22 protein-coding genes are annotated in these 22,153 nt (G+C 36.3%); 19 read left to right on the forward strand and 3 right to left on the reverse strand.

The annotated features are described in order from the left end of the window. The first annotated feature begins 79 nt into the window (after window positions 1-79). The 7 genes from PXC01_RS12045 to PXC01_RS12075 all read left to right on the forward strand — a co-directional run bounded on the left by PXC01_RS12045 (window position 80) and on the right by PXC01_RS12075 (window position 5,726). Window positions 80-706 (forward strand): O-methyltransferase, encoded by a 627-nt coding sequence (locus PXC01_RS12045; protein WP_276472541.1) that lies wholly within the window; start codon window positions 80-82, stop codon window positions 704-706. Window position 707: 1 nt separating this feature from the next. Next, on the forward strand, window positions 708-905 hold the full coding sequence (locus PXC01_RS12050) for a hypothetical protein (RefSeq protein WP_215997759.1): 198 nt from the start codon (window positions 708-710) through the stop codon (window positions 903-905). Between the two features lies 1 nt (window position 906). Then, complete coding sequence (locus PXC01_RS12055) at window positions 907-1,404, forward strand: ferric reductase-like transmembrane domain-containing protein (RefSeq protein ID WP_276472542.1); 498 nt, start codon at window positions 907-909, stop codon at window positions 1,402-1,404. A 147-nt stretch (window positions 1,405-1,551) separates the two neighbouring features. Further along, window positions 1,552-2,403, forward strand: a complete 852-nt coding sequence (locus PXC01_RS12060) for an SDR family oxidoreductase (protein ID WP_276472543.1) — start codon at window positions 1,552-1,554, stop codon at window positions 2,401-2,403. Between the two features lie 157 nt (window positions 2,404-2,560). Next, a complete protein-coding gene (locus tag PXC01_RS12065) occupies window positions 2,561-3,550 on the forward strand; it encodes a 2-hydroxyacid dehydrogenase (RefSeq protein ID WP_276472544.1) in 990 nt (329 codons plus the stop codon). 21 nt (window positions 3,551-3,571) lie between these two features. Continuing rightward, a complete protein-coding gene (locus PXC01_RS12070; RefSeq protein WP_276472545.1) occupies window positions 3,572-4,531 on the forward strand; it encodes an NAD(P)-dependent alcohol dehydrogenase in 960 nt (319 codons plus the stop codon). Window positions 4,532-4,622: 91 nt separating this feature from the next. Beyond that, window positions 4,623-5,726: a polysaccharide lyase family 7 protein gene (locus PXC01_RS12075; protein ID WP_276472546.1), complete on the forward strand. Its 1,104-nt coding sequence runs from the start codon at window positions 4,623-4,625 to the stop codon at window positions 5,724-5,726. A gap of 11 nt (window positions 5,727-5,737) precedes the next feature. Here the strand turns inward: PXC01_RS12075 and PXC01_RS12080 are convergent, their stop codons facing one another. Continuing rightward, window positions 5,738-6,757, reverse strand: coding sequence for a hypothetical protein (locus PXC01_RS12080; RefSeq protein ID WP_276472547.1), 1,020 nt, complete (start codon window positions 6,755-6,757; stop codon window positions 5,738-5,740). A 192-nt stretch (window positions 6,758-6,949) separates the two neighbouring features. Between PXC01_RS12080 and thiM the strand changes: the two genes are divergently transcribed. From thiM to PXC01_RS12135, 11 genes are all read left to right on the forward strand, one after another. Further along, complete coding sequence (gene thiM / locus PXC01_RS12085) at window positions 6,950-7,741, forward strand: hydroxyethylthiazole kinase (RefSeq protein WP_276472548.1); 792 nt, start codon at window positions 6,950-6,952, stop codon at window positions 7,739-7,741. Then, window positions 7,734-8,375: a thiamine phosphate synthase gene (gene thiE, locus PXC01_RS12090; RefSeq protein ID WP_276472549.1), complete on the forward strand. Its 642-nt coding sequence runs from the start codon at window positions 7,734-7,736 to the stop codon at window positions 8,373-8,375. The genes thiM and thiE overlap by 8 nt, the downstream gene beginning before the upstream one ends. Beyond that, a complete protein-coding gene (tenA, locus tag PXC01_RS12095; RefSeq protein ID WP_276472550.1) occupies window positions 8,354-9,007 on the forward strand; it encodes a thiaminase II in 654 nt (217 codons plus the stop codon). The genes thiE and tenA overlap by 22 nt, the downstream gene beginning before the upstream one ends. After that, on the forward strand, window positions 8,995-9,807 hold the full coding sequence (gene thiD / locus PXC01_RS12100) for a bifunctional hydroxymethylpyrimidine kinase/phosphomethylpyrimidine kinase (protein ID WP_276472551.1): 813 nt from the start codon (window positions 8,995-8,997) through the stop codon (window positions 9,805-9,807). The genes tenA and thiD overlap by 13 nt, the downstream gene beginning before the upstream one ends. Then, window positions 9,773-10,399 carry a Crp/Fnr family transcriptional regulator gene (locus PXC01_RS12105; protein ID WP_338089468.1) on the forward strand — a complete coding sequence of 209 codons (627 nt, stop codon included), beginning with the start codon at window positions 9,773-9,775 and terminating at the stop codon, window positions 10,397-10,399. Before thiD ends, PXC01_RS12105 begins: the two co-directional genes overlap by 35 nt. 146 nt (window positions 10,400-10,545) lie before the next feature. Next, the gene (locus PXC01_RS12110) at window positions 10,546-10,977 is read left to right on the forward strand and encodes a GlcG/HbpS family heme-binding protein (protein ID WP_276472599.1); all 432 of its coding nucleotides are present in this window, start codon (window positions 10,546-10,548) and stop codon (window positions 10,975-10,977) included. 33 nt (window positions 10,978-11,010) lie between these two features. Next, complete coding sequence (locus PXC01_RS12115) at window positions 11,011-12,531, forward strand: Dabb family protein (protein ID WP_276472552.1); 1,521 nt, start codon at window positions 11,011-11,013, stop codon at window positions 12,529-12,531. Between the two features lie 147 nt (window positions 12,532-12,678). Beyond that, window positions 12,679-13,518: an alpha/beta hydrolase family protein gene (locus PXC01_RS12120; RefSeq protein ID WP_276472553.1), complete on the forward strand. Its 840-nt coding sequence runs from the start codon at window positions 12,679-12,681 to the stop codon at window positions 13,516-13,518. 3 nt (window positions 13,519-13,521) lie between these two features. Then, on the forward strand, window positions 13,522-14,085 hold the full coding sequence (locus tag PXC01_RS12125; RefSeq protein WP_276472554.1) for a Crp/Fnr family transcriptional regulator: 564 nt from the start codon (window positions 13,522-13,524) through the stop codon (window positions 14,083-14,085). Window positions 14,086-14,183: 98 nt separating this feature from the next. Next, the gene (locus PXC01_RS12130; RefSeq protein WP_276472555.1) at window positions 14,184-14,573 is read left to right on the forward strand and encodes a RidA family protein; all 390 of its coding nucleotides are present in this window, start codon (window positions 14,184-14,186) and stop codon (window positions 14,571-14,573) included. 109 nt (window positions 14,574-14,682) lie between these two features. After that, a complete protein-coding gene (locus PXC01_RS12135; RefSeq protein ID WP_276472556.1) occupies window positions 14,683-15,663 on the forward strand; it encodes a PLP-dependent cysteine synthase family protein in 981 nt (326 codons plus the stop codon). Between the two features lie 17 nt (window positions 15,664-15,680). On the opposite strand, the gene PXC01_RS12140 is transcribed toward PXC01_RS12135, so the two are convergent. Then, window positions 15,681-17,525, reverse strand: a complete 1,845-nt coding sequence (locus tag PXC01_RS12140; RefSeq protein ID WP_276472557.1) for a PLP-dependent aminotransferase family protein — start codon at window positions 17,523-17,525, stop codon at window positions 15,681-15,683. A gap of 246 nt (window positions 17,526-17,771) precedes the next feature. Between PXC01_RS12140 and PXC01_RS12145 the strand changes: the two genes are divergently transcribed. Continuing rightward, window positions 17,772-20,243 (forward strand): hypothetical protein, encoded by a 2,472-nt coding sequence (locus PXC01_RS12145; protein WP_276472558.1) that lies wholly within the window; start codon window positions 17,772-17,774, stop codon window positions 20,241-20,243. 214 nt (window positions 20,244-20,457) lie between these two features. Here the strand turns inward: PXC01_RS12145 and PXC01_RS12150 are convergent, their stop codons facing one another. Beyond that, window positions 20,458-21,705 carry a glycosyltransferase gene (locus PXC01_RS12150; protein WP_276472559.1) on the reverse strand — a complete coding sequence of 416 codons (1,248 nt, stop codon included), beginning with the start codon at window positions 21,703-21,705 and terminating at the stop codon, window positions 20,458-20,460. Between the last annotated feature and the right edge of the window lie 448 nt (window positions 21,706-22,153).

Below are 22,153 nucleotides of genomic sequence, written 5' to 3' on the forward strand. Positions count from 1 at the left end.
TACCCTTTGGCGGTGACAATAAAATTCTTAGCAAAGGAATAGCCGTTAACACGGTTGTTCCTTTTAAAAGGTTCAAAATATGATAATTGCAGCACAGCAAAAAATAGCAGCTACATTGGCAAATTTGTATGAAGATGCCAAATACGATGATATAAGAATAATGAAGGCTTTGACGAAAAGCACTCTAGGACCTATACGACCCATACATTTTAAGGATACCTACCTGGCCATCTCAAAAAAGCAAGGAGAAGATATAGTACATCTTATTAAAGAAAATGGAATTAAAAATATGGTTGAATTCGGTTCTTCATTCGGTATATCTACTTTGTATTTAGCCGAGGGTATTCTAGAAACAAATGGCAGTATTGTTACCACCGAACTTATAGATTCTAAAGCAAAAAAAGCCATTGAGAATTTTAAAAATGCTGGTGTTGATCACCTAATAGAAATGAGAATTGGCGATGCTATGGAAACACTTAAAGGATATGCGGAACCTATAGATTTATTATTTCTTGATGGATGGAAAGATTTATACCTATCCCTTTTTCAAATGCTAGAACCCAATTTCCATAGTATAACAATAGTATACGTGGATAATGCGGAAATGCACGATACAAAACGATTTTTAAAAGAAATGCAACAAATCAACAAATACCATTTAACACCAAAACATGACGGTAAAGTGGTTATCATTAATTCTAAATAACATGAGTGATATAAAAATTTGCCCAACATGTGGCAGTAAGTCAAAATTCAAAGAAAAAGATGGTGTAACCACGTACACCGCAGTGCAAGATGATGAGGCATTCAAAAAAATTGGTCAAATGAAAAAGGCAATGCAAAAGTTTAAGGACAAAGCAGAAGCTTTGGAAAAAGAATTGAACGAACTAAAAGCCTCTTTATAATATGCCATTTATAAAAAAGAATTATGGTTGGATCATAGTAACCATTCTTGCCATAATACCTATGTTCATTTTAAGTACTATGTTTAAAATTGATACTTCTAATGGGTTTGTTTTCACTTTAGTTGAAAATGGAGGTAAAGAAGGCATGTCAACTTTAGAAATGTTATATCATATCACAGGTGAATTTTCAATAAGATGGATGACCTCCGTGTTGACCTGTACTCCGTTTTTTATCCTGTTTGGTATCCATAATCTATTTGTAAGACAAGCTATGGGTATAGCTACGGCTATATGGAGTCTGTTGCATTTTGTCATATTTATTTGGGCAGAAGGTTTTTCAGAAACCTTTACCCAATTCAATTATATAGCCGGATTCATAGCCGTTTTAATATTGATTCCGTTGTTGTTCACTTCAAGCAGAAAGTGGATGAAAAAATTAAAACGAACATGGAAAAAGCTTCAAAGTTTGGCATATTTGGCTATTATACTTAGCCTTTAACACGTAGCTATTTTAGAGAAAACATGGATGGTTTATGCCATAATTGTTGGTATTGGCTTTTTCATTAGAATACCGATAATAAAAGAGAAAATAATCGCATTAAGAACAAAACAAGTAAAGCTGTAAATGAATAAAAATACTAATACTATGAAAATAGCAGTAACATCGGCAAGTGGAAAATTAGGTGCATCAATTGTAAAGCATCTTATCTATTTAATAGGAAAAGAAAATGTAATCGGCATTGCCAGAACACCTGAAAAAGCTACATATTTAAATGTAGAAATCAGAAAGGGAGACTACAATAACCGCGAGGATTTTAATGAAGCATTACAAGGTGTAGATGCCGTTCTTTTGGTGTCAGGTATGGATGAACCTCAAAAACGAATTCAGCAACACAGAAATGTGATTGAAGCTGCCAAACAAAATGGAGTACAAAAAATAGTGTACACCAGTATTGTGGGAGATGAAATTAATAACGCCTTCAGCCCTATTGTAGAAAGCAACCGCCAAACAGAAAAAGACGTACAGAATTCCGGACTCAACTGGGTTATTGGAAGAAACGGAATTTACATAGAACCAGATTTGGAATATATAGATACCTATGTAAAAGAAGGAAGAATAGAAAACTGTGCCGGTCAAGGAAAATGTACCTATACCAGCCGAGAAGAACTAGGTTTTGCCTATGCAAAATTACTCGTAGAAAACAAACATAATGGCAATATTTATAATTTAGTCGGCGAACCCGTTACACAAAGTGAGTTGGCAGAAAACATCAATAAGGTGTATGGTACTAACTTGATCTATAATTCAGTAACAATTGATAGTTATGCAGCAGATAGAAAAGCCGCATTAGGTGATTTTATGGGTACGGTAATTGCAGGCATTTACGAGGGAATTAAAAACGGTGCCAATGATGTACACTCAGATTATGAAAAGGCTGCAGACAGAGAGCATAAAACACTTATTGATATGATTACAGAATTCAAGAATGATCAGTAACGGCTAATAATCTATTTTGCCATACGCATAGTGCAATCTAATAAACTATTAAAAAATGTATACATTATTTTAATTCTACCAGTTCACAAAAAAGGGATAGGAATACTAAACTAGTATAGTTAACTTTAAGATACTATTCATCATCAAAACTATCTTAATGAACATTGCTGTATTCAGTACCAAATCTTATGACCAAGAGTATTTTGAAAAGTATAATGCCGATTATGACTATAATTTTTCATTTTATGAAACCGCTTTAAATCCAGATACTGCCAAACTTTCGGCAGATTGCAATGTGGTATGTGTTTTTGTAAACGATGTAGTCAATGAAGAAACTATTAAAATATTATCCGCCAACGGTATAGAACTAATAGCACTACGCTGCGCTGGCTACAACAATGTAGATTTAGAAGCTGCGGAGAAAGAAGGCATAAAGGTAGTAAGAGTACCTGCCTACTCACCAGAAGCGGTTGCAGAGCATGCCTTGGCTTTAATATTGACCCTTAACCGTAAAACACACAAAGCTTACAACCGGGTCAGGGAAGGCAACTTTTCATTAAAGAACCTTATTGGTTTCAACCTGAGCAATAAAACCATAGGTATTATTGGAACAGGAAAAATTGGAGCAACATTCGGTAAATTATTAAAAGGTTTTGGTAGTAAGCTCATTGCATATGACATTGCTGAAAATGAAGAATTGGTAGCTGCAGGAGTAGAATTTTTACCGCTTGAAGAAGTATTTCAACAGTCGGATATTATATCGTTGCACTGTCCTTTAAACAAACATACCAAGCATATCATCAATAAAGCATCTATTGCTAAAATGAAAGATGGTGTTATGATCATCAACACCAGTAGAGGTGCCCTGATCAAAACGGAAGATGCCATTGCCGGACTTAAAGATAGAAAAATAGGATATTTGGGAATCGATGTTTATGAGCAGGAAGAAAATCTGTTTTTTGAGGATCATTCAGAACATATCATTCAAGATGATATGATATTGAGACTATTAAGTTTCCCTAATGTGTTGATTACATCGCATCAGGCATATTTTACAAAAGAAGCAATGGATCAAATAACTACGATCACTTTAAACAATATTAAATCATTTGAGACAGGTAGCGAGTTAGAAAACGAGGTAAAGTAACGAATTTCAATTTTGGAGGACATGAAGGCATTTACCAAGTATAAATATGGCGGTCCGGAGATTCTTCAAATGGAAGAAGTTGCTAAACCGGTAGTTAAAACCAATCATATTTTGGTAAAGGTAATGGCAAATTCCGCTAACCCGGCGGATTGGCATATTCTACGGGGAAAGCCCTTTTTTGCTAGATTTTCGTTCGGACTTTTTAAACCCAAGGATGCTATATTAGGTGCTGATTTTGCAGGAATTATAGAAGAAATTGGTTCTGGCGTGCAGCATTTTAAAATTGGAGAACATGTATTTGGTGAAATGTTAGGTGGTGGTGCTTTTGCAGAATTTGCTTGTGTTCCGGTCAATGTCTGTGCCAAAATGCCAGAACATGTAAAATTTAATACCATGGCGGGTGTTCCCATTGCCGGTCTAACAGCTTATCAGGCCATAATTACGCATGGTAACATAAAAAATGGAGAATCTGTATTGATTAATGGGGCATCTGGTGGTGTGGGTCATTTTGCGGTCCAAATTGCCAAGGCATACGGAGCACATGTTACGGCTGTATGTTCTTCCAGAAATTCGGACTTTGTAAAATCAATGGGCGCAGATAATATCATCGGGTATGATAAGGAAGATATTCACCAGCATAAAGGAGATTATGATGTAGTCATTGATGTTCATGGCAATCTAACACATTCCGATTACACACGAATGGGCAAAAGAGGTGTTATGGTCGGTTTTACTACTATAGGACATATGTTTGCCGTTTTATTGAAAAAAGCTTTCAGTAAGTTCCCATTAACCCAATTTACGGCTGAAGCGAATACTAAAGATTTGAAAGTTTTGGCCTCACTTATTAATGAAGAGCGCATCAAGGTCCACATAGAAAAGTCATATCCGTATACCCAGATACCTGAAGCAATAGCACATATTGAAAAAATGCGTACACGAGGTAAAGTGGTAATGGTTTGGAAAGATATTCATGAATAGAAGGTTATTCTCCATTATCGCAATAGAAATTGTCCTATAATTTATTAATTGTTTAAACTATTCCTATCTTATAGCTTTATACCTTATGAACATGAAAAAATATACAATTGCCCTAGCATCGTTAGTAACAATTATTTGTTTTACGAATTGTAAAAACGCAACAAAAAAAGCGAATGATGCTCCTATCGAAAATGATGCAAAAGAAATTGTTTACGCAAGTGAGGTAATACCGTTCTTTGATGATTGGAAATTAATTTTGGGCGATGGTTCAAATGCGGGAATAGCCAATAACTTTGAAAATAAGGATTTCTTTTACGTTGCCAATGACGGCAAGGATGATTGGGTAGTTTTTAAAGCACCCAATGGTGGCAATACCCATGGTTCTTCAAATAATACCAGAACCGAACTGGCGCAAATTAAAAAGTGGTATCCTAAAACGGCAAATGATAAACTAACGGCAACTTTGAAAGTAATGAATGTTTCTTCAACTGGTGATGCCCGTGTGGCAGCAACCCACTCGGTAGTTGTGGGTCACATTCATAGCGCAGATGCCTTTGAAAACGAGCCATTGAAAATCTTTTACAAAAAATACCCAGGTCATACCAAAGGATCTGTATTTTGGCATTATGAGATCAATACCGCGGGCGATGATAATTCTAAGAGATGGGACTACTCTACTGCTGTTTGGGGCAATGATTTTTCGGTAGTTGGTGAAACTGTGGATACCTATCCTGCGGAACCTGAAGATGGCATAGCGCTAGGTGAAGAATTCAGCTATGAAGTTGTTGTAAAAGACGGCATTATGAGCTTAAAGTTTATGAGTGACGGACATGAAACCAAAACGTTTACCAAAAATTTACTGGAATCGGAATACCCAACGCAGGCGGATATACCTGAGCAAACCAAGAAATTGTTTTTCCCTATTGGTCAAGATGGTATGGAACGCAAAGAGGCATACGCTGGTGAAGGCTGCTTTTTTAAATTGGGCGCTTATAATCAAACCAATGGAAAATCTCCAGATGAAAACATGAACTGGTGTTCAGGTGCAGAAACCCATGGTGGCGATATTCAAAAGCAATATGCCGATGGCAATTATGCAGAAGTTTGGTTCAAAACCGCTAGTATAGAAGTTAGCGATGCTGCAGTATCAAATGAAGGGTATTTCTCTAAAAACGATGATTACAAATCAAAGTAAACCTTTAATACTTATTTCGTTACAATTTTAAATTCAAGTTTTTCAACTTTTGTGGAAATTTCTGATCTACCATTTTTTATGGTAAAACCACCTACTAGATAATGTTCATTGTTGTAGTTAACTAATTTAGCACTTCTACGACTTTCATAAAAAGGAGTATCCATAGTGCCAAAAGTATCGGTAAGAACGTTATAGTAATAAAAATTTAAAGTAGACGGATCAGAGATGATATTTCCTTCACTATCAACCGTAGGAACACCACCTAATCCAAAAATGAAATAATCTCCAAATTGACAAGCAACACCATCATCTAAAAAATTTTCGGTTTCTAAACTATTTATTGTTTCAAAAGCTGTAAAATCTTCATTGAAATTAGAAATTTTCATACTTTCCCAACCACTTAGACTAACTATATAATTGGTATTGTTCTTTGTAAAAGCGTTGGATGAAATAGGATACCAACCACCATCATTAGAATAGGTGCTATGTATGTTCAGCTCATTGGTCAATAAATCATAAACAAAGATATTTTCTTTACCGTTTGTTTGATCTACGAAATAAACCGCATTATCCTCTTCAACATAAAAACCTTCCTTGGAAAAGATGCCTAAAGTATTGGTAAGTACTTGTACTCTATCCCAGTTTGCCATCTCAAAATCGTAAGTATATAATCCTTTTCTAACAAGCCTATACCATTTATCATTACGAATAAAATTAATTCCTAATTCATAATCAGCATCCGGTGTGTCATCATCCGTTGCAATTAAAATCCATGAATTCGTTGCAAAATCAAACATATACGTTTCGTCTTCCACGGTGGTATACATTTTGTCCCCATGCACAAAACAATCACCAATACTTTTACCAAACGTATCATCTACCAATGTTGCTCCTACAAAATCAATACCCTCAACAACTTCTTTTTCTTCCTTAGTTTCATCTAAAATTAGAACATCGTCTTCTGTATCGGAAGAACAGGAAAATATCAAAAATGTCAAAAGCAAAAAGGTACTTTTAATAATCTTATTCATAGTTACTTCATTTATAAATGATAAAAATTGTTCGCGGTTAACAATAACTATTTTTTAACGAAGTAAAATTGTAATTATTTCAAGGCACTTAAAGATGTCGTTAATAACTTTACACAATACTAATACATTATTGTTTTCTATTTTTTTGAATTTAGCGAACTTAGTTGCTCACCAACGGTTTACAATTATTCCATGAGCAGTATTTCCGAGATATTACAAGAAATAAGAAGTAAAAGTCCTTTAGTTCATAACATTACCAATTATGTAGTCATGAACAATACCGCCAATGCTTTATTGGCTGTCGGTGCATCTCCTGTAATGGCACATGCTAAAGAAGAAGTCAAAGATATTGTTGCTATTTCTTCTTCACTGGTTATCAATATGGGAACACTGAGCAAAAAATGGGTAGAAAGTATGCTAATGGCAGCAGCACAAGCCAAGGCGACCAATACCCCTTTTGTTTTCGATCCGGTTGGCGTTGGTGCATCTGCATACAGAACGGAAGTGGCACAGAAGATCATAGAGACAGCAATACCCAATGTAATTCGTGGAAATGCCTCGGAGATAATGGCCTTGGCTAAATTGACCAATTCCACTAAGGGTGTTGATAGTACTATGGATACCCAAGATGCCATTGAAGGTGCTACCCTACTTGCCAAACAACTCAAAAACACCGTAGTGATCAGTGGTGCTATAGATTACATCATCACTGCAGATACTGTTAATAAAATAGGAAATGGAAGCCCGCTTATGGCAAAAATTACCGGTATGGGCTGTACGGCAACCGCTATGGTAGGTGCTTGTTTGGGTGTTGAGGAAAATACACATTTAGCTGCAGTTGCGGCAATGGCCATAATGGGTGTTGCAGGTGATATGGCAAATGATAAGAGTGCCGGTCCGGGCAGTTTTCAAATGAATTTTTATGATAGTCTACACGAGCTTTCCCCTGAAGTCTTAGCGGTAAAAGTTAAGACGAATGCCTAAAACAGATTATACTTTAATGTATGTTACCGATGATAGTATTAGGGACGATAATACCTTTTTTACTATTCTAGAAGCTGCTTTAAAGGGCGGTGTAACATTTGTACAATTACGTGAGAAGACCTGTGACACGGCTACATTTTACAAACGTGCCGTTCATGCAAAAGAGTTGTGTGTTGTTTATAACATTCCATTGATCATTAATGACCGTATAGACATTGCACTAGCAGTGAATGCAGACGGAGTTCACATTGGACAAACCGATATGCCATTTATCGTTGCCAGACGTCTACTAGGAAAAAGTTCCATTATCGGACTATCGGTAAGTACTTTGGAACAAGCTATAAAGGATAATGCCCAAGCCGCAGATTATATTGGCATCTCCCCTATTTTTTCAACGGATACGAAGACTACAGATTTAGCAAAACCTTTAGGGATTTCGGGTCTTAGATCAATACGAAAAGTATATAACAAACCTATGGTCTGTATTGGTGGTATCAACAAAAATAATACGGAAGAAATTATAAGCAATGGAGCCGACGGTATTGCCGTAGTTTCCGCAATTTCAAAAGCAGTTGAACCTCTAACGGCAACAAAAGAATTAAAACAAATAGTATGCAAGACTGGTACACACTAGTAAGACAAGAAACAGATTTTATTCTAGAAGCAATAAAACAACAGCCCTTTATCAAAGAACTGATGAACGGCACGCTATCATCAGATGTATTTCAATTTTATATCAATCAAGATGCCATGTATTTGGCGGAGTATAAAAAAGTACTTGCTACAGTGGGTGTTAAGTGTCAGCATGAAAACGACACACAGTTTTTTCTGGATTCGGCAACCGGCATTATTCATGTTGAAAATGCGCTACATCAAATTTTCTTGAAAGATCATCGCTTAACACACGAGCCCTCGCCTACTTGTGAACTGTACACTAGTTATTTAACACGAATGGTAGCAAACCATTCATTAGAAGAATCATTGGCAGCCGTGCTCCCCTGCTTTACCATTTACAAAGAAATTGGGGATTACATTCAAGAAAACCAAACCAATAAAGCAGATAATCCATATCAAGATTGGATAGATACCTATGGTGGGGAAGAATTTGCTGCTTCGGTCAATAATGCGGTAGCCATTACTAATAAGTATGCGGAAAATGCTCCGGAAGAAGTTTTACAAAAAATGAAAACAGCTTTTATAAAAGCATCTAAATTGGAATGGATGTTTTGGGATAGCGCCTATAATAAAGAAGCATGGAAGATTTAAATAGAACCTATAATAGTGTGTTAAGTATTGCTGGGAGTGATTCTGGCGGTTGTGCCGGTATACAAGCGGATATTAAAAGTATTAGCGCCTGCGGAGCATTTGCGGCAACGGTAATAACGGCCACCACGGCTCAGAATACGCAAGGTGTAACAGATATACACGCTATACCCATTGCACATTTGGAAAAACAACTGGATGCCGTATTGAGTGATATTTATTTTGGCGCCATTAAAATTGGTATGCTCCATTCTTGCGAGGTAATCAATATGGTAGCGGCTAAGTTGACCGAGTATAAAGCAACTAATATTGTATTGGACCCTGTTATGGTAAGTACATCCGGTCATAAATTAATTACGGACGATGCTATTGAATGTTTAAAGGATTTTCTGCCAAAGGTAAGCTTGATTACGCCTAACATACCCGAAGCGGAATTATTGATCAATGAAAAAATCAATGTGGATAACATGAAGGCTATGGCACAAAAAATTGGTGAACAGTTTCAAGTCTCCGTTTTGTTGAAAGGTGGTCATGTGGATAATGATTCTTTTATTATGACCGATGTTTTTTATGTTCATGAGACCAAAACAGTAAAAATCATCACCAACCCAAGGGTAAATACTACTAATATACATGGTACCGGTTGTAGTCTTTCTTCAAGCATTGCAGCTTATTTAAGTTTAGGGTTTTCTATGGATGAAGCAATTACAAAAGGGTGTAATTACGTAAACCAAGCTATTGCAGCGGGTAAAGATAAAATCTTGGGTCATGGCAATGGTCCTATTAATCACTTTGGGATATAATATAGCTATAAGAACAGCAATGATTTTTGATCCTTTAATAGCGCACGTCAATAAAATTGTTCATTTATCAAAAGATGAAGAAGAAGAATTTTGCAGCTATTTTCATCTAAAGACTATTGATAAAAAAGATTTTATTTTACAACAAGGTGAAATCTGCAAGTTTGAAGGTTTTGTGCTAGAGGGTTGCTTTAGAACCTTTACCCTGGACAAAAAAGGGAATGAAAACACCTTGTTCTTCGCCGCAAAAGATTGGTGGCTTATGGACATAGACAGTTTCATGAACAACAACCCCTCAGAATTGAACATTCAGGCTTTAGAGGATAGTCAAGTGCTAATTATTAACAGAAAGAACAAGGAGCAACTATACGCGGCAATACCGTCTGCAGAAAAATTATTTCGCATCATGTTTCAGAAGTCCGTCGTGGCATGGCAGCGCAGGTTGGTGCAAAACCATAGCTTAACGGCAAAAGAAAGATATCTTCTCTTCACATCTACCTACCCGGAAATTGCTTCTAAATTAACGGATCGGCAAACTTCTAGCTATCTCGGCATCACACATGAATTTCTAAGTAAAATAAAAAAACAGCTTTAAATTTCATTAAATTAACCATAGTTGAACAAGTTCAACTTTATTCTCGGTACTGTTTTCAATTTTTGTAAAGCAAAACAGCATAGAGAGGTATGAAACAATTACTAAAAGTAAACCGACTGATACTTACATTATTATTTTTAATATTAATGGATGACGCTTATGCGCAAGTAACCTACAACATTACCCATGATGAAGCTTTAGAAGTGTTACTTGGAGCAAAATCAAAAGCGGAAGCCGATGGCGTACTTGTAAATATAGCCGTGGTAGATGCCGGTGCTAGCCTAAAAGCGTTTATAAGAATGGACCAATCTTTTTTAGGAAGTATTGATGTAGCGATCAAAAAGGCAAAAACGGCGAGGTATTTTAATATGGATACCGGTGAACTGGGCGAACTGACACAACCTGGCGGTATTATTTATAATATTGAACATTCTAATGACGGACTCATGACTTTTCCCGGTGGCTATCCCATTAAAAACAAGCAAGGAGAAATCATTGGGGCAATTGGTGTTAGTGGCGGTACTATAGATCAAGACAGGGAAATTGCCATTGCAGGTGCCAAATACGTTTTAAATTAAGCATACATAATGACGATGAACAACAAAAAAATCATGAATACATTTAAATATCTGCTTGCTGCAATTTTCGCGATAGCGCAGATAGGCAATGCACAGTCTACGGATGATTTAATGCTGTACAGAAAGGATTTTAAAGCCATTACTGGTGAAAACACTGTTTCTGTTACCAGTTATGAAAAAGGCGGTAAACATTATGTATTTGCTGGCGGTGTGGGCAATATAGATGTGTATGGATTAAATGAAGACGGAATTCTTTCTCCCATAAGCGACCATGAACTGCATATGAAAAAAGGTCCGGCACGGGGTATGGTAGCCACCCGTATTAAAAACAATGACTTTTTATTTGTAGCTAACAAGCATGGTAATGTAATTGAAAGCTTTAAAATATTGGATTCTGGATCATTAGAACGTACGGCATTGACCGAAGATACGGAAGATACCTATTTGGGCACCGCCATTACCTTACAGGTAGTACATATGAAAAATGCTTCTTATTTGTTTGTTGGCGGACTAGAGGAAAACCCCGGTCTAAGCTGTTTTCAAATTCAGGAAAATGGAGCGCTTACCCACGTACAGTCAATGAAAGATGATGAAACGGTACATACAGATGGTATTATTGGCATGTATGTGCATCAAATAAAAGGTAAAACCTATTTATATACCGGTGGTTTTCAGGACAATGGCGTTAGCAGCTTTAGGGTGTATGAAGATGGAACGTTCAAGAATATAAATAATATAAGTGACAACAAAACAGATCGTTACCTTACGGGCACTTACCCCGTTACCGGTGTTACCTTAGAAGATCAGCATTATGTAATTGTAGGTCACAGACATCATAAGTACTACAAAAGGGGCAATTTTATAAAAAGAAAAGATTTTGTGTACCATGGAGATGGTGTAAGTGTTTTCAAGGTCGATAAGAAGGGTGCATTAGTACCACATTTTGTTCTGAAGGATGACGAGAGCACCAAACTATCCGGACAAACAAGAATAGAAGTCACTTCGGTCAATACTGATGAAGCGGTATTGGCGGTAGGCACTAGAGATGATGAGGCTGTACAATTGCTAAAGTTGAATAAGGAAGGGATTCTTAGCCCTATGAACTATTTGGAAACGGGGTATTCCATTTATTACGGTTTAAGGTCGCACTCCATTGGCGAAAAGAATTTTCTCATTGCAGGTTCGTTTCGGTTCGATTTACATAAATTAGTGACCTACAATGTACTGCCTAAAATAAATAGAGATCATAAAAAATTGAGGCACGTGGTTCATTTAAAATATAAATCTGATGCCACCAATACGCAGATAAAAGAAGCGGAACAAGCTTTTGTAGCCCTTAAAGACCAAATTCCACAGATTACGGCATTGGAATGGGGTATAAATGATAGTGAAGAAGGCGCCAGCAAAGGTTTTACACATACCTTCACGCTGACATTTAACGATGAACACGGTAGGGAAATATACCTTTTTCATAAAGCTCACTTAGATTTGGTAGCCAAAGTAGGACCTATCATTGCCGATGTTTTGGTAATGGATTATTGGACAGAGGAATAGTCCAACATCAAAAACACCGTGAATAACTTGATTATAAGTACGGTGACATGTAATTGCTTTGTTTTTTAATTATATCGACCTTTAGTTCTTAATCGCTACATGGAATTTAAATTTCCATTGATTTAGCACAGGCAGGTACTTTAATAAATGAAAGTAATTGAGATACCATCTTCTTTAGGAATACTATCCGCTTCCTTGTATGATAATACTAAGGAAGATACTGTGTTGATCATTGCCTCGGCTACCGGAGTAAAACGGCAGTATTACAGCAAGTTTGCTACATATGCCCAAAACAATGGCGTTACGGTAATCACATTTGATTATATAGGCATAGGTAGTTCATTGAATAAACCTATAAAAACCATTAAAACCAATGCTGCGGATTGGGGAGGAAATGACATAGAAAGTATACTACAATACGTTATAAATCACTACCCAAATTCTAGAAAAGTAATTCTTGGACATAGTATTGGCGGTCAACTGATAGGGCTGGCCAAATCTTCCAACACATTGGACAAAATAATTTTAGTTGCTGCACAATCAGGATATTGGAAATACTGGAAAGGCATGGGAAAGGTAAAAATGTGGTTAAACTGGTATGTTCTTTTTCCATTTCTTATCACCACTTTTGGTTATCTAAACGCCAAGAAACTAAGCGGTATGGAGAATTTGCCAAAAAATGTTGCCGATCAATGGCGGAACTGGGGCAAGCATAGCAATTATATTTTTAGTGATCCATCCATCAATGAAACCCATTACCATACAATAACTGCCAATATTGCTGCGTATAGTATAGCTGATGACGCCTTTGCGCCAAAAGAGGCCGTTCAATGGATGACAGCACAATACAAGAACGCAAAGAGCAAATCATACCATTTAAGACCAAGCGACTATCAGGCAAATAAAATTGGTCATTTTGGTGTCTTTAGGGACAAGTTTAAAACGACTATTTGGAAAGCAATTTTGAATGAAATATGTAGTTCTTAATCTATGGAAGAGAAGTTAAAACAACATATTCAAAAATTAGTGCCTCTTACAGATCATGAATTTGTAAAGGTGCTTTCATACTTCTCATTCGAAAATTATGGTAAAAAGGATTTTCTTATCCGGCAGGGAGAAAAAGTAAATCACTGTTATTTTATTGTCTCCGGACTCCTAAAATTGGTGTTGGTAGACCAAGATGGTAAAGAACATATTATTTCATTTGCTATGGAAGATTGGTGGGAAAGTGATTTTTCCGCCTATTTCATGCAAACCAATGCTTCCATGGCATTACAGACAATTGAACCCACCAGTGTATACGCTTTACCCCTTGAAAATTATCATGCCTTGTCATCGGCATTTCCAAAAATGCAGTGTTTCTTTTTAATGAAATCAAATTTAGGTCATATCGCCTCGCAAAATAGGATTGTATCTTTTCTAACATCAGACGCCAAAGGTAGGTATGAACAATTGCTCAAAACACATCCGGCGTTATTTCAACGCGTACCAAAAACCTTGTTAGCTTCTTATTTGGGTGTATCACGAGAAACACTTAGCAGATTATCCTCTTAGCCTTTCCTAGTTTTTATAATTGTGATGTATGTCACACTTGAACGGTGCTTTAATTCAAATATTTGTAGTGTAAAAATGAACACCAAATATAAAATAGCATGGAACGAAGAATAATTAATCCCTGGGAATGGCAGAATGAAAGAAGTTATGTTCAAGCGGTTGAAGTCGTAAAGCCCGAAGCAACGTTGTACATCTCCGGTCAAACAGCCATTAATGATGCCGGTATATCAAGTACTGGCAATATGAGAAGCCAACTTACGGACACCATAAGCAATTTAGAAAAGGTCATTGATGAAGCTGGGTATGCATGTAAGAATATTGTGCGATTAAATATCTACACCACGTCATCAGATGATTTTTTTGCCTCTTTCGATATTTTTCAAGACTGGATAAAAAAGCATGGGATAAAACAGACCAGTACCGTTTTGGAAGTTAAAAGCCTATTTGAAACCTTAAAAGTTGAGTTAGAGGTTACTGTGGTGCGGTAATTATCGTTATCAAACCAAAACAAAAGCTTCATTTAATTTTTGATGTATCTGCAACTAAATTGCTTTCGTCATTCTCGTTTTATACTTTTGATTGACTTTAATAGCAGCTATGGAATACGCAGAAAATATATTGGGAACAATTGGTAATACCCCTCTTGTAAAGATGAATAAGCTTACGGCAGAATTGCCTTGCCTAGTATTGGCAAAATATGAGACCTTTAACCCTGGTAACTCGGTTAAGGATCGTATGGCCTTAAAGATGATCGAAGATGCTGAAGCAGATGGAAGATTGCAACCTGGAGGCACCATTATTGAAGGTACATCTGGCAATACAGGTATGGGTTTGGCATTGGCTGCCATTGTAAAAGGCTACAAATGTATTTTTGTATTGGCGGATAAACAGTCCAAAGAAAAGTGCGACATTTTACGTGCCGTAGGTGCAGAAGTGGTCGTGTGCCCTACTGCTGTTGAGCCAGATGACCCACGTTCCTATTATTCGGTTTCCAAAAGATTGGCGAAAGAGACGCCTAATAGTTGGTATGTAAATCAGTATGACAACCCAAGTAATGCAAAAGCCCACTACGAAAGCACCGGACCTGAAATTTGGAAACAGACCGATGGTAAGATTACCCATTTTGTAGTTGGTGTGGGTACCGGAGGCACAATTTCCGGTGTGGGCAAGTATTTAAAAGAACAGAATCCCAATATAAAAGTTTGGGGTATAGATACCTATGGTAGCGTTTTTAAAAAATACCACGAAACGGGAATTTTTGATGAGAAAGAAATCTACCCTTACGTAACCGAAGGTATTGGCGAAGATATTCTACCCAAAAACGTAAACTTTGATATTATTGACGGATTTACCAAAGTAAGCGATAAAGACGGTGCGGTATACACCCAGCGTTTGGCAAAGGAAGAAGGTATGTTCTTGGGCAATTCTGCAGGTTCTGCCATTAAAGGCGTTTTGCAGTTAAAGGAACACTTTACCAAAGATGATGTCGTGGTGGTTTTATTTCATGACCACGGTAGCAGATATGTTGGCAAAATGTTCAATGATGATTGGATGCGCAAGCAGGGCTACATAGAATAGCCCTACCCTAGCCATTTTTACATTTGTTCCACGAACTTCAAGAAGACCTCTTTATGGCGTTCTAAGTCCATATTGGGGGAAAGCGACACACGGGCGATATAATCCTTATCGTCCTCTTTGGTGGTACCCTGTGTTGACGTTGCCGGTATGGTCCAATAACACCCTTTCAATTGTCCGTAGCTTACGCAATACTTACTTTCATCAGGTATTTCGGTAATCATTAAATCGATCAACAGGGCGTTCATCTTTCTTTTGTACGCCTCCTTTTCTTCTGGAGTATTCCCTTTTGTAGGTAGGTCCAAAGAAAAGACCGATGGCGTAAAACCTTCCTTTGCCAATGCCTCTGAAACAAAATTGATTTTCGCCGTAGGCAATGTTTTTTCTATAAAGGAAACAAAGTCTCGTGTATTGATATAGGCATCATGAATTCGCTGCATCATAGACGGCATTTGTTTTGCTAAAATTTCATATTGCAAATCCGTAGCCTCATTATCACAAAGGGCTAAGTGCAAGTGTATTTTTTCGATCAAAGCCTCCGCTTTTTTATTCGCTATACAATATCCGGCGGTACACTTACCACCACTTGGAAATTTAGAACCACTGGCAAAGGAAATGGTTCTAACGGTTGACAAAATATTATCATTACCTAAAAAATGGACATTTGGGCAAAACGTTTGGTCCAAAATAAACACGGGATCAATAGCCTCGCTCCCAGTATCGGTTTTTCGTTTCGCACTTAATACAGCCCTTAGTTTTTGAAGGTCGGGAACTTCAACTCTCGGATTCGTTGGTATTTCCGCAATAATATAAGGAATGGCATCTTGGGCAGCTATTTGTTCCAAAACATGATCAATGCTTTGCACCATATCATTATTACCATCTACCAGTAAATCCACAATTTCTATGGCATCGCTACAAGCGGCAACGCGCCTTGCTTGATCATTGGTACCACCGTAGCAATTTGGTGGAACCACAATTTTAATGGCTTTGCCCTTATGGTTTTCCAAAGCGTCATGCATCAAGCCCATTAGAATCGCATATTGAACGGATAATCCGCTCGATGCTACCAATGGTGTGGTCTGGCTGCCACTCACCTCTTGTATCAGATCCAACACGGCAGCTTTTTGCTCCGTTGTGTTGGTGGTTACCGAATTTTCATCCGGTAGTTGCACCAAAGATCGTAAAGCGTTCAAACAATTATGAGGTGTCATGGCAACGGTTTCCCTACGTCTAAAATGCTGAATATCTGAAACATAATGTATGTTGTCTGCACCGTTGATAAGCAAAACACTTACCAATTCTTCATACATATTAACGTAAAAATCAATATGTGATGATACGCTTATTGCTGAATTTTCATGTTGCTGTGAGATGAAAATGGTACTGCCATTGAACGATTCCACATCAGCGGGACTAGCTACTTTTTTCAGCTCAAAAGAAAAACCGTAGATGTTTTTTAGCACATCAATATCAAATGCACTTGGGAGCTCTTTGGTGTATGTGATAAGCGTATTTCTGTGCGCTAAAAGGTTTGTTCTTAAAATGGCTAAAATAGGTGCCGTCTTGGACTGAAAACTGATTACCTGTTCGGCCGGCAACCCGTTGATATTCCCAATGGCCCATTCTAAAACACAGGACAATGGATGACCGAGACGAATGTAGTCATACGCCGTAGGTAAATTACTCAATGCCTCAGTACTGGAATTCTCCTCTTTTGCTAGGTGAATAAACTGGTCTAAAAACTGGACTTTAGCCAGTTCTTCATTGTAGATATCCAACCGATGCGTGGTTAAGTTCAACCAATCTTGTGGCATATGTTCAATGACCTTTGTAATATATGCTAGCATTTTATTCACTTCCATTCTTAGCAATTTATTTAAAGCTCGAAATTACGTAATAATTGGTAGTGTTTGGTGTTCAGTTGGCAGTATCAGTATGCAGTTATAGCTCCACATGTTCGTTGATAACTCTGCATAACTCATTTTGTAAGTACTTGCGTACGTCTATTGAAAGTTAGAACTTAGCTTTCTCTCCCCGAAAACATGATATAAACATGCTAAAGATATTAAATCTTCATTTGGCAAAACATTAGACCTATTATAATTTATATGACAGAAATAGAACATTTAGAGGAAATAAAGAGAAATTATACGGACGATAGTTTAAATGAATCAGATACAAGATTAAAAATTATCGATACTATTTTGGTAGATGTTTTAAAGTGGCCCAAATCTACAATTACTACAGAGAAATACATCAACGGAAACAGAGCTGATTATGTTTTAAAAAATGAATTGGAAGCTCCAATTTTAATTGTTGAGAGCAAAAGAGAAAACGTATTTTTCGAGCTTCCTCAAACTGCTAATTCAGATAAAACTTTTGAAAAAATTTCTGTAGAGAAATTATTGACTGATGATAATATAAAAACAGCAATGTTTCAAGTAAAAGAATATGCAGAAGATTTAGTGTGTAATTATGCATGTATTTGTAATGGCAAAAGTTGGATAATCTTTAAAATTAGTTCTAATACAAAACCTTGGAAAAAACTACCCGCATTTGTAATTAAGAATATAGATTTCTTCTTAAAAGATTTAACGAAGTCTATTAATATTTTAGGTTATCATTCAGTCATCAAAGATTCATCACTAACTTTAAATATTGGAGTTAGTAAGAAAACATATAAGGAAATTTTTTATCCTAAAAATAATATAACAACTTATGATACACCTGTAAATAACAATCATTATGCTGGCTCACTAAAAACTTTATCAAGAGAGTTTCTTGGACCAATACCAGAAAAAGATTCTTCATTTATGAAAGCTTGTTATGTACATAATAAAGGTAAAAATGATTCACTTCAAAAAGATGTCCAAGGTTTTCTTCACGATTCAATAACCCCATACTTTAAGAATCTTGGTTTTAGAGATTTTACAGACAATAAAGAAGGTGGTGCATTTGGTACTCGCATTTCTAATATTGTCAAAAATGAGCATATTAACAAGGTAATGATATTGTTTGGTGGTCGTGGTGCAGGAAAATCAACATTTATTAAACGTTTTCTGTTTCACGAGCAACCAATAGAAATCGCCATGCATTCCAAAGTTGCACTTGTTCCACTATTATTTTCATCTCAAACTAAAGAACAATTAACAAATGAAATATGGCAAAATACTTTTGAAAGTATTGATACAGAAAATCTTAGGTTTGAATCAAAAGAAACACTACTAGAAATATTTAAAGAAGAATTTGAGATATTTAAAAGACAAATTTTATCTGATTATAAAGTTGAATCCAGTGAATATAAAAAATTAACAACAGAATTTATTAGTAATAAACTTAAAAATATAAAGGTTTTCTCAGAAAAAATTGCTGCATATTGGATGAGCAAAAAGAAAAAGCTTGTAGTTTTTATCGACAATATGGATCAGTTGCCAAATGAACTACAAGACACTTGTTTTTTAACTGCTTCAGAAATCTCTGAAAAATTAGATTGCCTAGTAATAGTATCTATGCGAGAGGAAAGATATTTTGATGCAAACTCGCGTGGTGTATTAGATGCATATCAAAACTCTGGCTTTCATTTGAGTTCACCTGTAATACCTGAGGTAATCATAAAAAGAATTGATTATATCCTTGAAAATTTAAAATTCACAGTTGATATAGAGTCTGAATTTGGAATAAAGAATACAACTGATTTAAATACAATTGTTTCTTTTTTAGAGATTTGTAGAAAAGAACTATGTAGAAAAACATCACCATTAAGCTATTTCTTAAGAATAGCAACGCACGGAGATGTTAGAAAATCATTAGAGTTTTTTAAAGGTTTTTTGACGTCTGGCTATACCAATATTAATGAGATGGCACCTCATTCTAATTGGAAATTTCAAGTACATCAAGTTATCAAACCGATGATGATACCTGAAAGAATTTTTTATAATGAGAGTAATAGTAAAATTCCAAATATTTATCAATTAAGAAATGACACATTGAGTTCTCATTTCACTGGTTTAAGAATTCTACATTACCTTCATAATAAAAATGGAGATAAAGGTTCGAAAGGGTTTATTGATATAAAATATTTAATTCACCAATTTGATATAAAATATGATTCAAAAATGGATTGCATCAAACACCTATCTCTCTACTTAGAAAAGGGTTTAATCGAATCAAATAATAGGCTTGAAACATTTACAGATAATGTTGACCAAATTAAGCTTACTGCATTTGGTAATTACATCTACGATTATCTAGCGTTTAATTTTGCATATTTGGACCTTATTTCCTTGGATTGTGGCTTGTTTGATGAGTCTTTAAACAATTCAATGGTAGAAAGTGCCAATAGTGAATTGAAGTTATATTACAGTCATAAGTATATGGCGAGAATTAAAAAAAGAATAGATAGAACAAGGGAATTTATCGATTACTTAGAAGGAAGTGAAAATCAAGAATTTGAAGATCTAAACCTTGGTGATTCTGAAATGAGGTTCATTCCAAAACTAAAAGAACAAATTGAAATACAAATTGATGGAATTTTGAAAAGTGCTAATAACAAAAAAAGTATTGAAGATAGCCTGAAATAAAAATTACCAAAACCATTTATATGTAAAATAGCCTAAGTCTTTATTAACATGTTAAACTATGGATTTTCAGAAAGTCGCAAAATTTTAAAATAACAGATTCGAGAAAATAAGTAATTGGAAAAACTCAAAAATATAGCATATGTTTTATCAGAAAAGATGTTTGTTCTTTTTAAGACTATTTTACATATATAAAACAATATGGTAATTAATCAATTTACGCCCTATTCTTCTCCTCAATCCATTTGCTCATAAACTTGGTGGCACTCATGGTTTGATGCTGTAGTAAGGCACCTATAAAGTTCTGTTTGCGGTGTGTAGTTATATGCTGTTGAAGCTGTGCTATGCTGTTTGCAAGTATGTTTTCTAGACTTGTTTTATTGTATAAGGTATTGATCAAAGTTTTGGCTTGATCTTGTGCGGTTTGCCATGCTTCTTTTTTAGTGTATAAGCGAACTGCAGCTGCTACAAAAGCACTGTGGTCATTTTCTATATAACCGTTCCAATCCAGAATACCATGCATACCTTCTGCGCCCAAAGTGGTGGTTACGCTGGGTGTGCCGTTTTGCATGGCCGAGAGTAATTTCCCCTTAATACCCGCACCAAAACGTAGCGGAGCCAAGCATACTCTGGCATTTTGCATGATAGCATCTACATTATCCGCTCTACCATGTACCAGAAACTTCTGTTTTGGGTTGTGCATTTCCATTAGCTGCTGAGGCAAATAAGCACCGTAAATATGCATAGTTGCCTCGGGCAATTGTTTGTGCACCAATGGCCAGATCATAGATTTTAGACATTTTACGGCATCTATATTAGGGGCATGTTTGCCTCCGCCTATAAATATAAAATCTTGTCGCTGTTCAAATGTTTTCCAAGCGTTATCATTACCAATTTCATCGACCATAAAAGGAAGTAACAACAATAGATTTTTATCTATTTTGAGTACTTCCGTCAATAGATCCATTTCATAACTAGAAATGATCAGGGACAAATCGCATCGATATATACTGGCAATTTCCCGTTTGGTCTTATCATCGGCTAACCAAGCTTCTGTAGTAAATGGAATTTCTTTTTTAAAACAATGCTCCCGTACATGACGTAGCGAATGCAAATCTTCGGTATCCAAAATACGAAGTGCTTGCGGACAGTTTTCAGCAACACGCCACCCAAATTGCTCTTCGGTCAAAAAACGATCAAACAGCACTACATCAGGATTTAACTCTTTTATAAAAACATCAAAAGAACTATCGTTCATCTTGATCTCTGCAGTTTCATATCCAAGCGCTGCCATATCCGCTGAATACGCTGATTTTGAAGCCGCAGAAGCAATCGTAATTCGGTACCCTTGGTTTTTAAAAACCTGTAGCAGTTGCATCATACGAACGCCGGCCGCAGTAGAAGCAGGTTCTGGCCATACCAATGCGATTACGAGAAGGGTTTTGGGATGTTTTTGTACGTACAAAGTCCGAAGTATTAAGTACAAAGTACGGGAAATGGTTGTTGGTTGGCAAGTTTATTACGTCATTGCGAGGAGCTTTTCGCGACGTGGCAATCTGTTGAATGAATGCAACGGATTATCAATAAAGTACTATTGTCAGTTCGAGTGGCTTTTTAGTTAAAGCATAGTGGAAACTAGAAAGGTGCCTGCCTGCCGGCGGGCAGGTATCGAGAACCTTTGGTACACGAAATAGTTCTCGATACTAATTTCTCGTGCCTCGAAATTCACTCGAACTGACCATACGTTTATAGATTGGTATTGCAGATTAAAACCGCTGTCATTTCGAGTGGCTTTGGAGTTGAAGCATAGCGGAAACTAGAAAGTTGTATCGAGAACTTTGGTACACGAAATAGTTCTCGATACTAATTTCTCGTGCCTCGAAATTCACTCGAACTGACCATACGTTTATAGA

This window comes from Maribacter huludaoensis (assembly GCF_029350945.1).
In the GTDB taxonomy this organism is placed as follows: Bacteria; Bacteroidota; Bacteroidia; order Flavobacteriales; family Flavobacteriaceae; genus Maribacter; species Maribacter huludaoensis.

Coding starts and splice junctions, on each gene's coding strand:
- thiD (WP_276472551.1), top strand. CDS start 8,995: ATGGAAGATTTAAATAGAACCTATAATAGTGTGTTAAGTATTGCTGGG.
- PXC01_RS12145 (WP_276472558.1), top strand. CDS start 17,772: ATGACAGAAATAGAACATTTAGAGGAAATAAAGAGAAATTATACGGAC.
- PXC01_RS12130 (WP_276472555.1), top strand. CDS start 14,184: ATGGAACGAAGAATAATTAATCCCTGGGAATGGCAGAATGAAAGAAGT.
- PXC01_RS12065 (WP_276472544.1), top strand. CDS start 2,561: ATGAACATTGCTGTATTCAGTACCAAATCTTATGACCAAGAGTATTTT.
- tenA (WP_276472550.1), top strand. CDS start 8,354: ATGCAAGACTGGTACACACTAGTAAGACAAGAAACAGATTTTATTCTA.
- PXC01_RS12070 (WP_276472545.1), top strand. CDS start 3,572: ATGAAGGCATTTACCAAGTATAAATATGGCGGTCCGGAGATTCTTCAA.
- PXC01_RS12110 (WP_276472599.1), top strand. CDS start 10,546: ATGGATGACGCTTATGCGCAAGTAACCTACAACATTACCCATGATGAA.
- PXC01_RS12125 (WP_276472554.1), top strand. CDS start 13,522: ATGGAAGAGAAGTTAAAACAACATATTCAAAAATTAGTGCCTCTTACA.
- PXC01_RS12075 (WP_276472546.1), top strand. CDS start 4,623: ATGAAAAAATATACAATTGCCCTAGCATCGTTAGTAACAATTATTTGT.
- PXC01_RS12105 (WP_338089468.1), top strand. CDS start 9,773: ATGGCAATGGTCCTATTAATCACTTTGGGATATAATATAGCTATAAGA.
- PXC01_RS12080 (WP_276472547.1), bottom strand. CDS start 6,757: ATGAATAAGATTATTAAAAGTACCTTTTTGCTTTTGACATTTTTGATA.
- thiM (WP_276472548.1), top strand. CDS start 6,950: ATGAGCAGTATTTCCGAGATATTACAAGAAATAAGAAGTAAAAGTCCT.
- PXC01_RS12045 (WP_276472541.1), top strand. CDS start 80: ATGATAATTGCAGCACAGCAAAAAATAGCAGCTACATTGGCAAATTTG.
- PXC01_RS12135 (WP_276472556.1), top strand. CDS start 14,683: ATGGAATACGCAGAAAATATATTGGGAACAATTGGTAATACCCCTCTT.
- PXC01_RS12140 (WP_276472557.1), bottom strand. CDS start 17,525: ATGGAAGTGAATAAAATGCTAGCATATATTACAAAGGTCATTGAACAT.
- thiE (WP_276472549.1), top strand. CDS start 7,734: ATGCCTAAAACAGATTATACTTTAATGTATGTTACCGATGATAGTATT.
- PXC01_RS12120 (WP_276472553.1), top strand. CDS start 12,679: ATGAAAGTAATTGAGATACCATCTTCTTTAGGAATACTATCCGCTTCC.
- PXC01_RS12050 (WP_215997759.1), top strand. CDS start 708: ATGAGTGATATAAAAATTTGCCCAACATGTGGCAGTAAGTCAAAATTC.
- PXC01_RS12055 (WP_276472542.1), top strand. CDS start 907: ATGCCATTTATAAAAAAGAATTATGGTTGGATCATAGTAACCATTCTT.
- PXC01_RS12060 (WP_276472543.1), top strand. CDS start 1,552: ATGAAAATAGCAGTAACATCGGCAAGTGGAAAATTAGGTGCATCAATT.
- PXC01_RS12115 (WP_276472552.1), top strand. CDS start 11,011: ATGAATACATTTAAATATCTGCTTGCTGCAATTTTCGCGATAGCGCAG.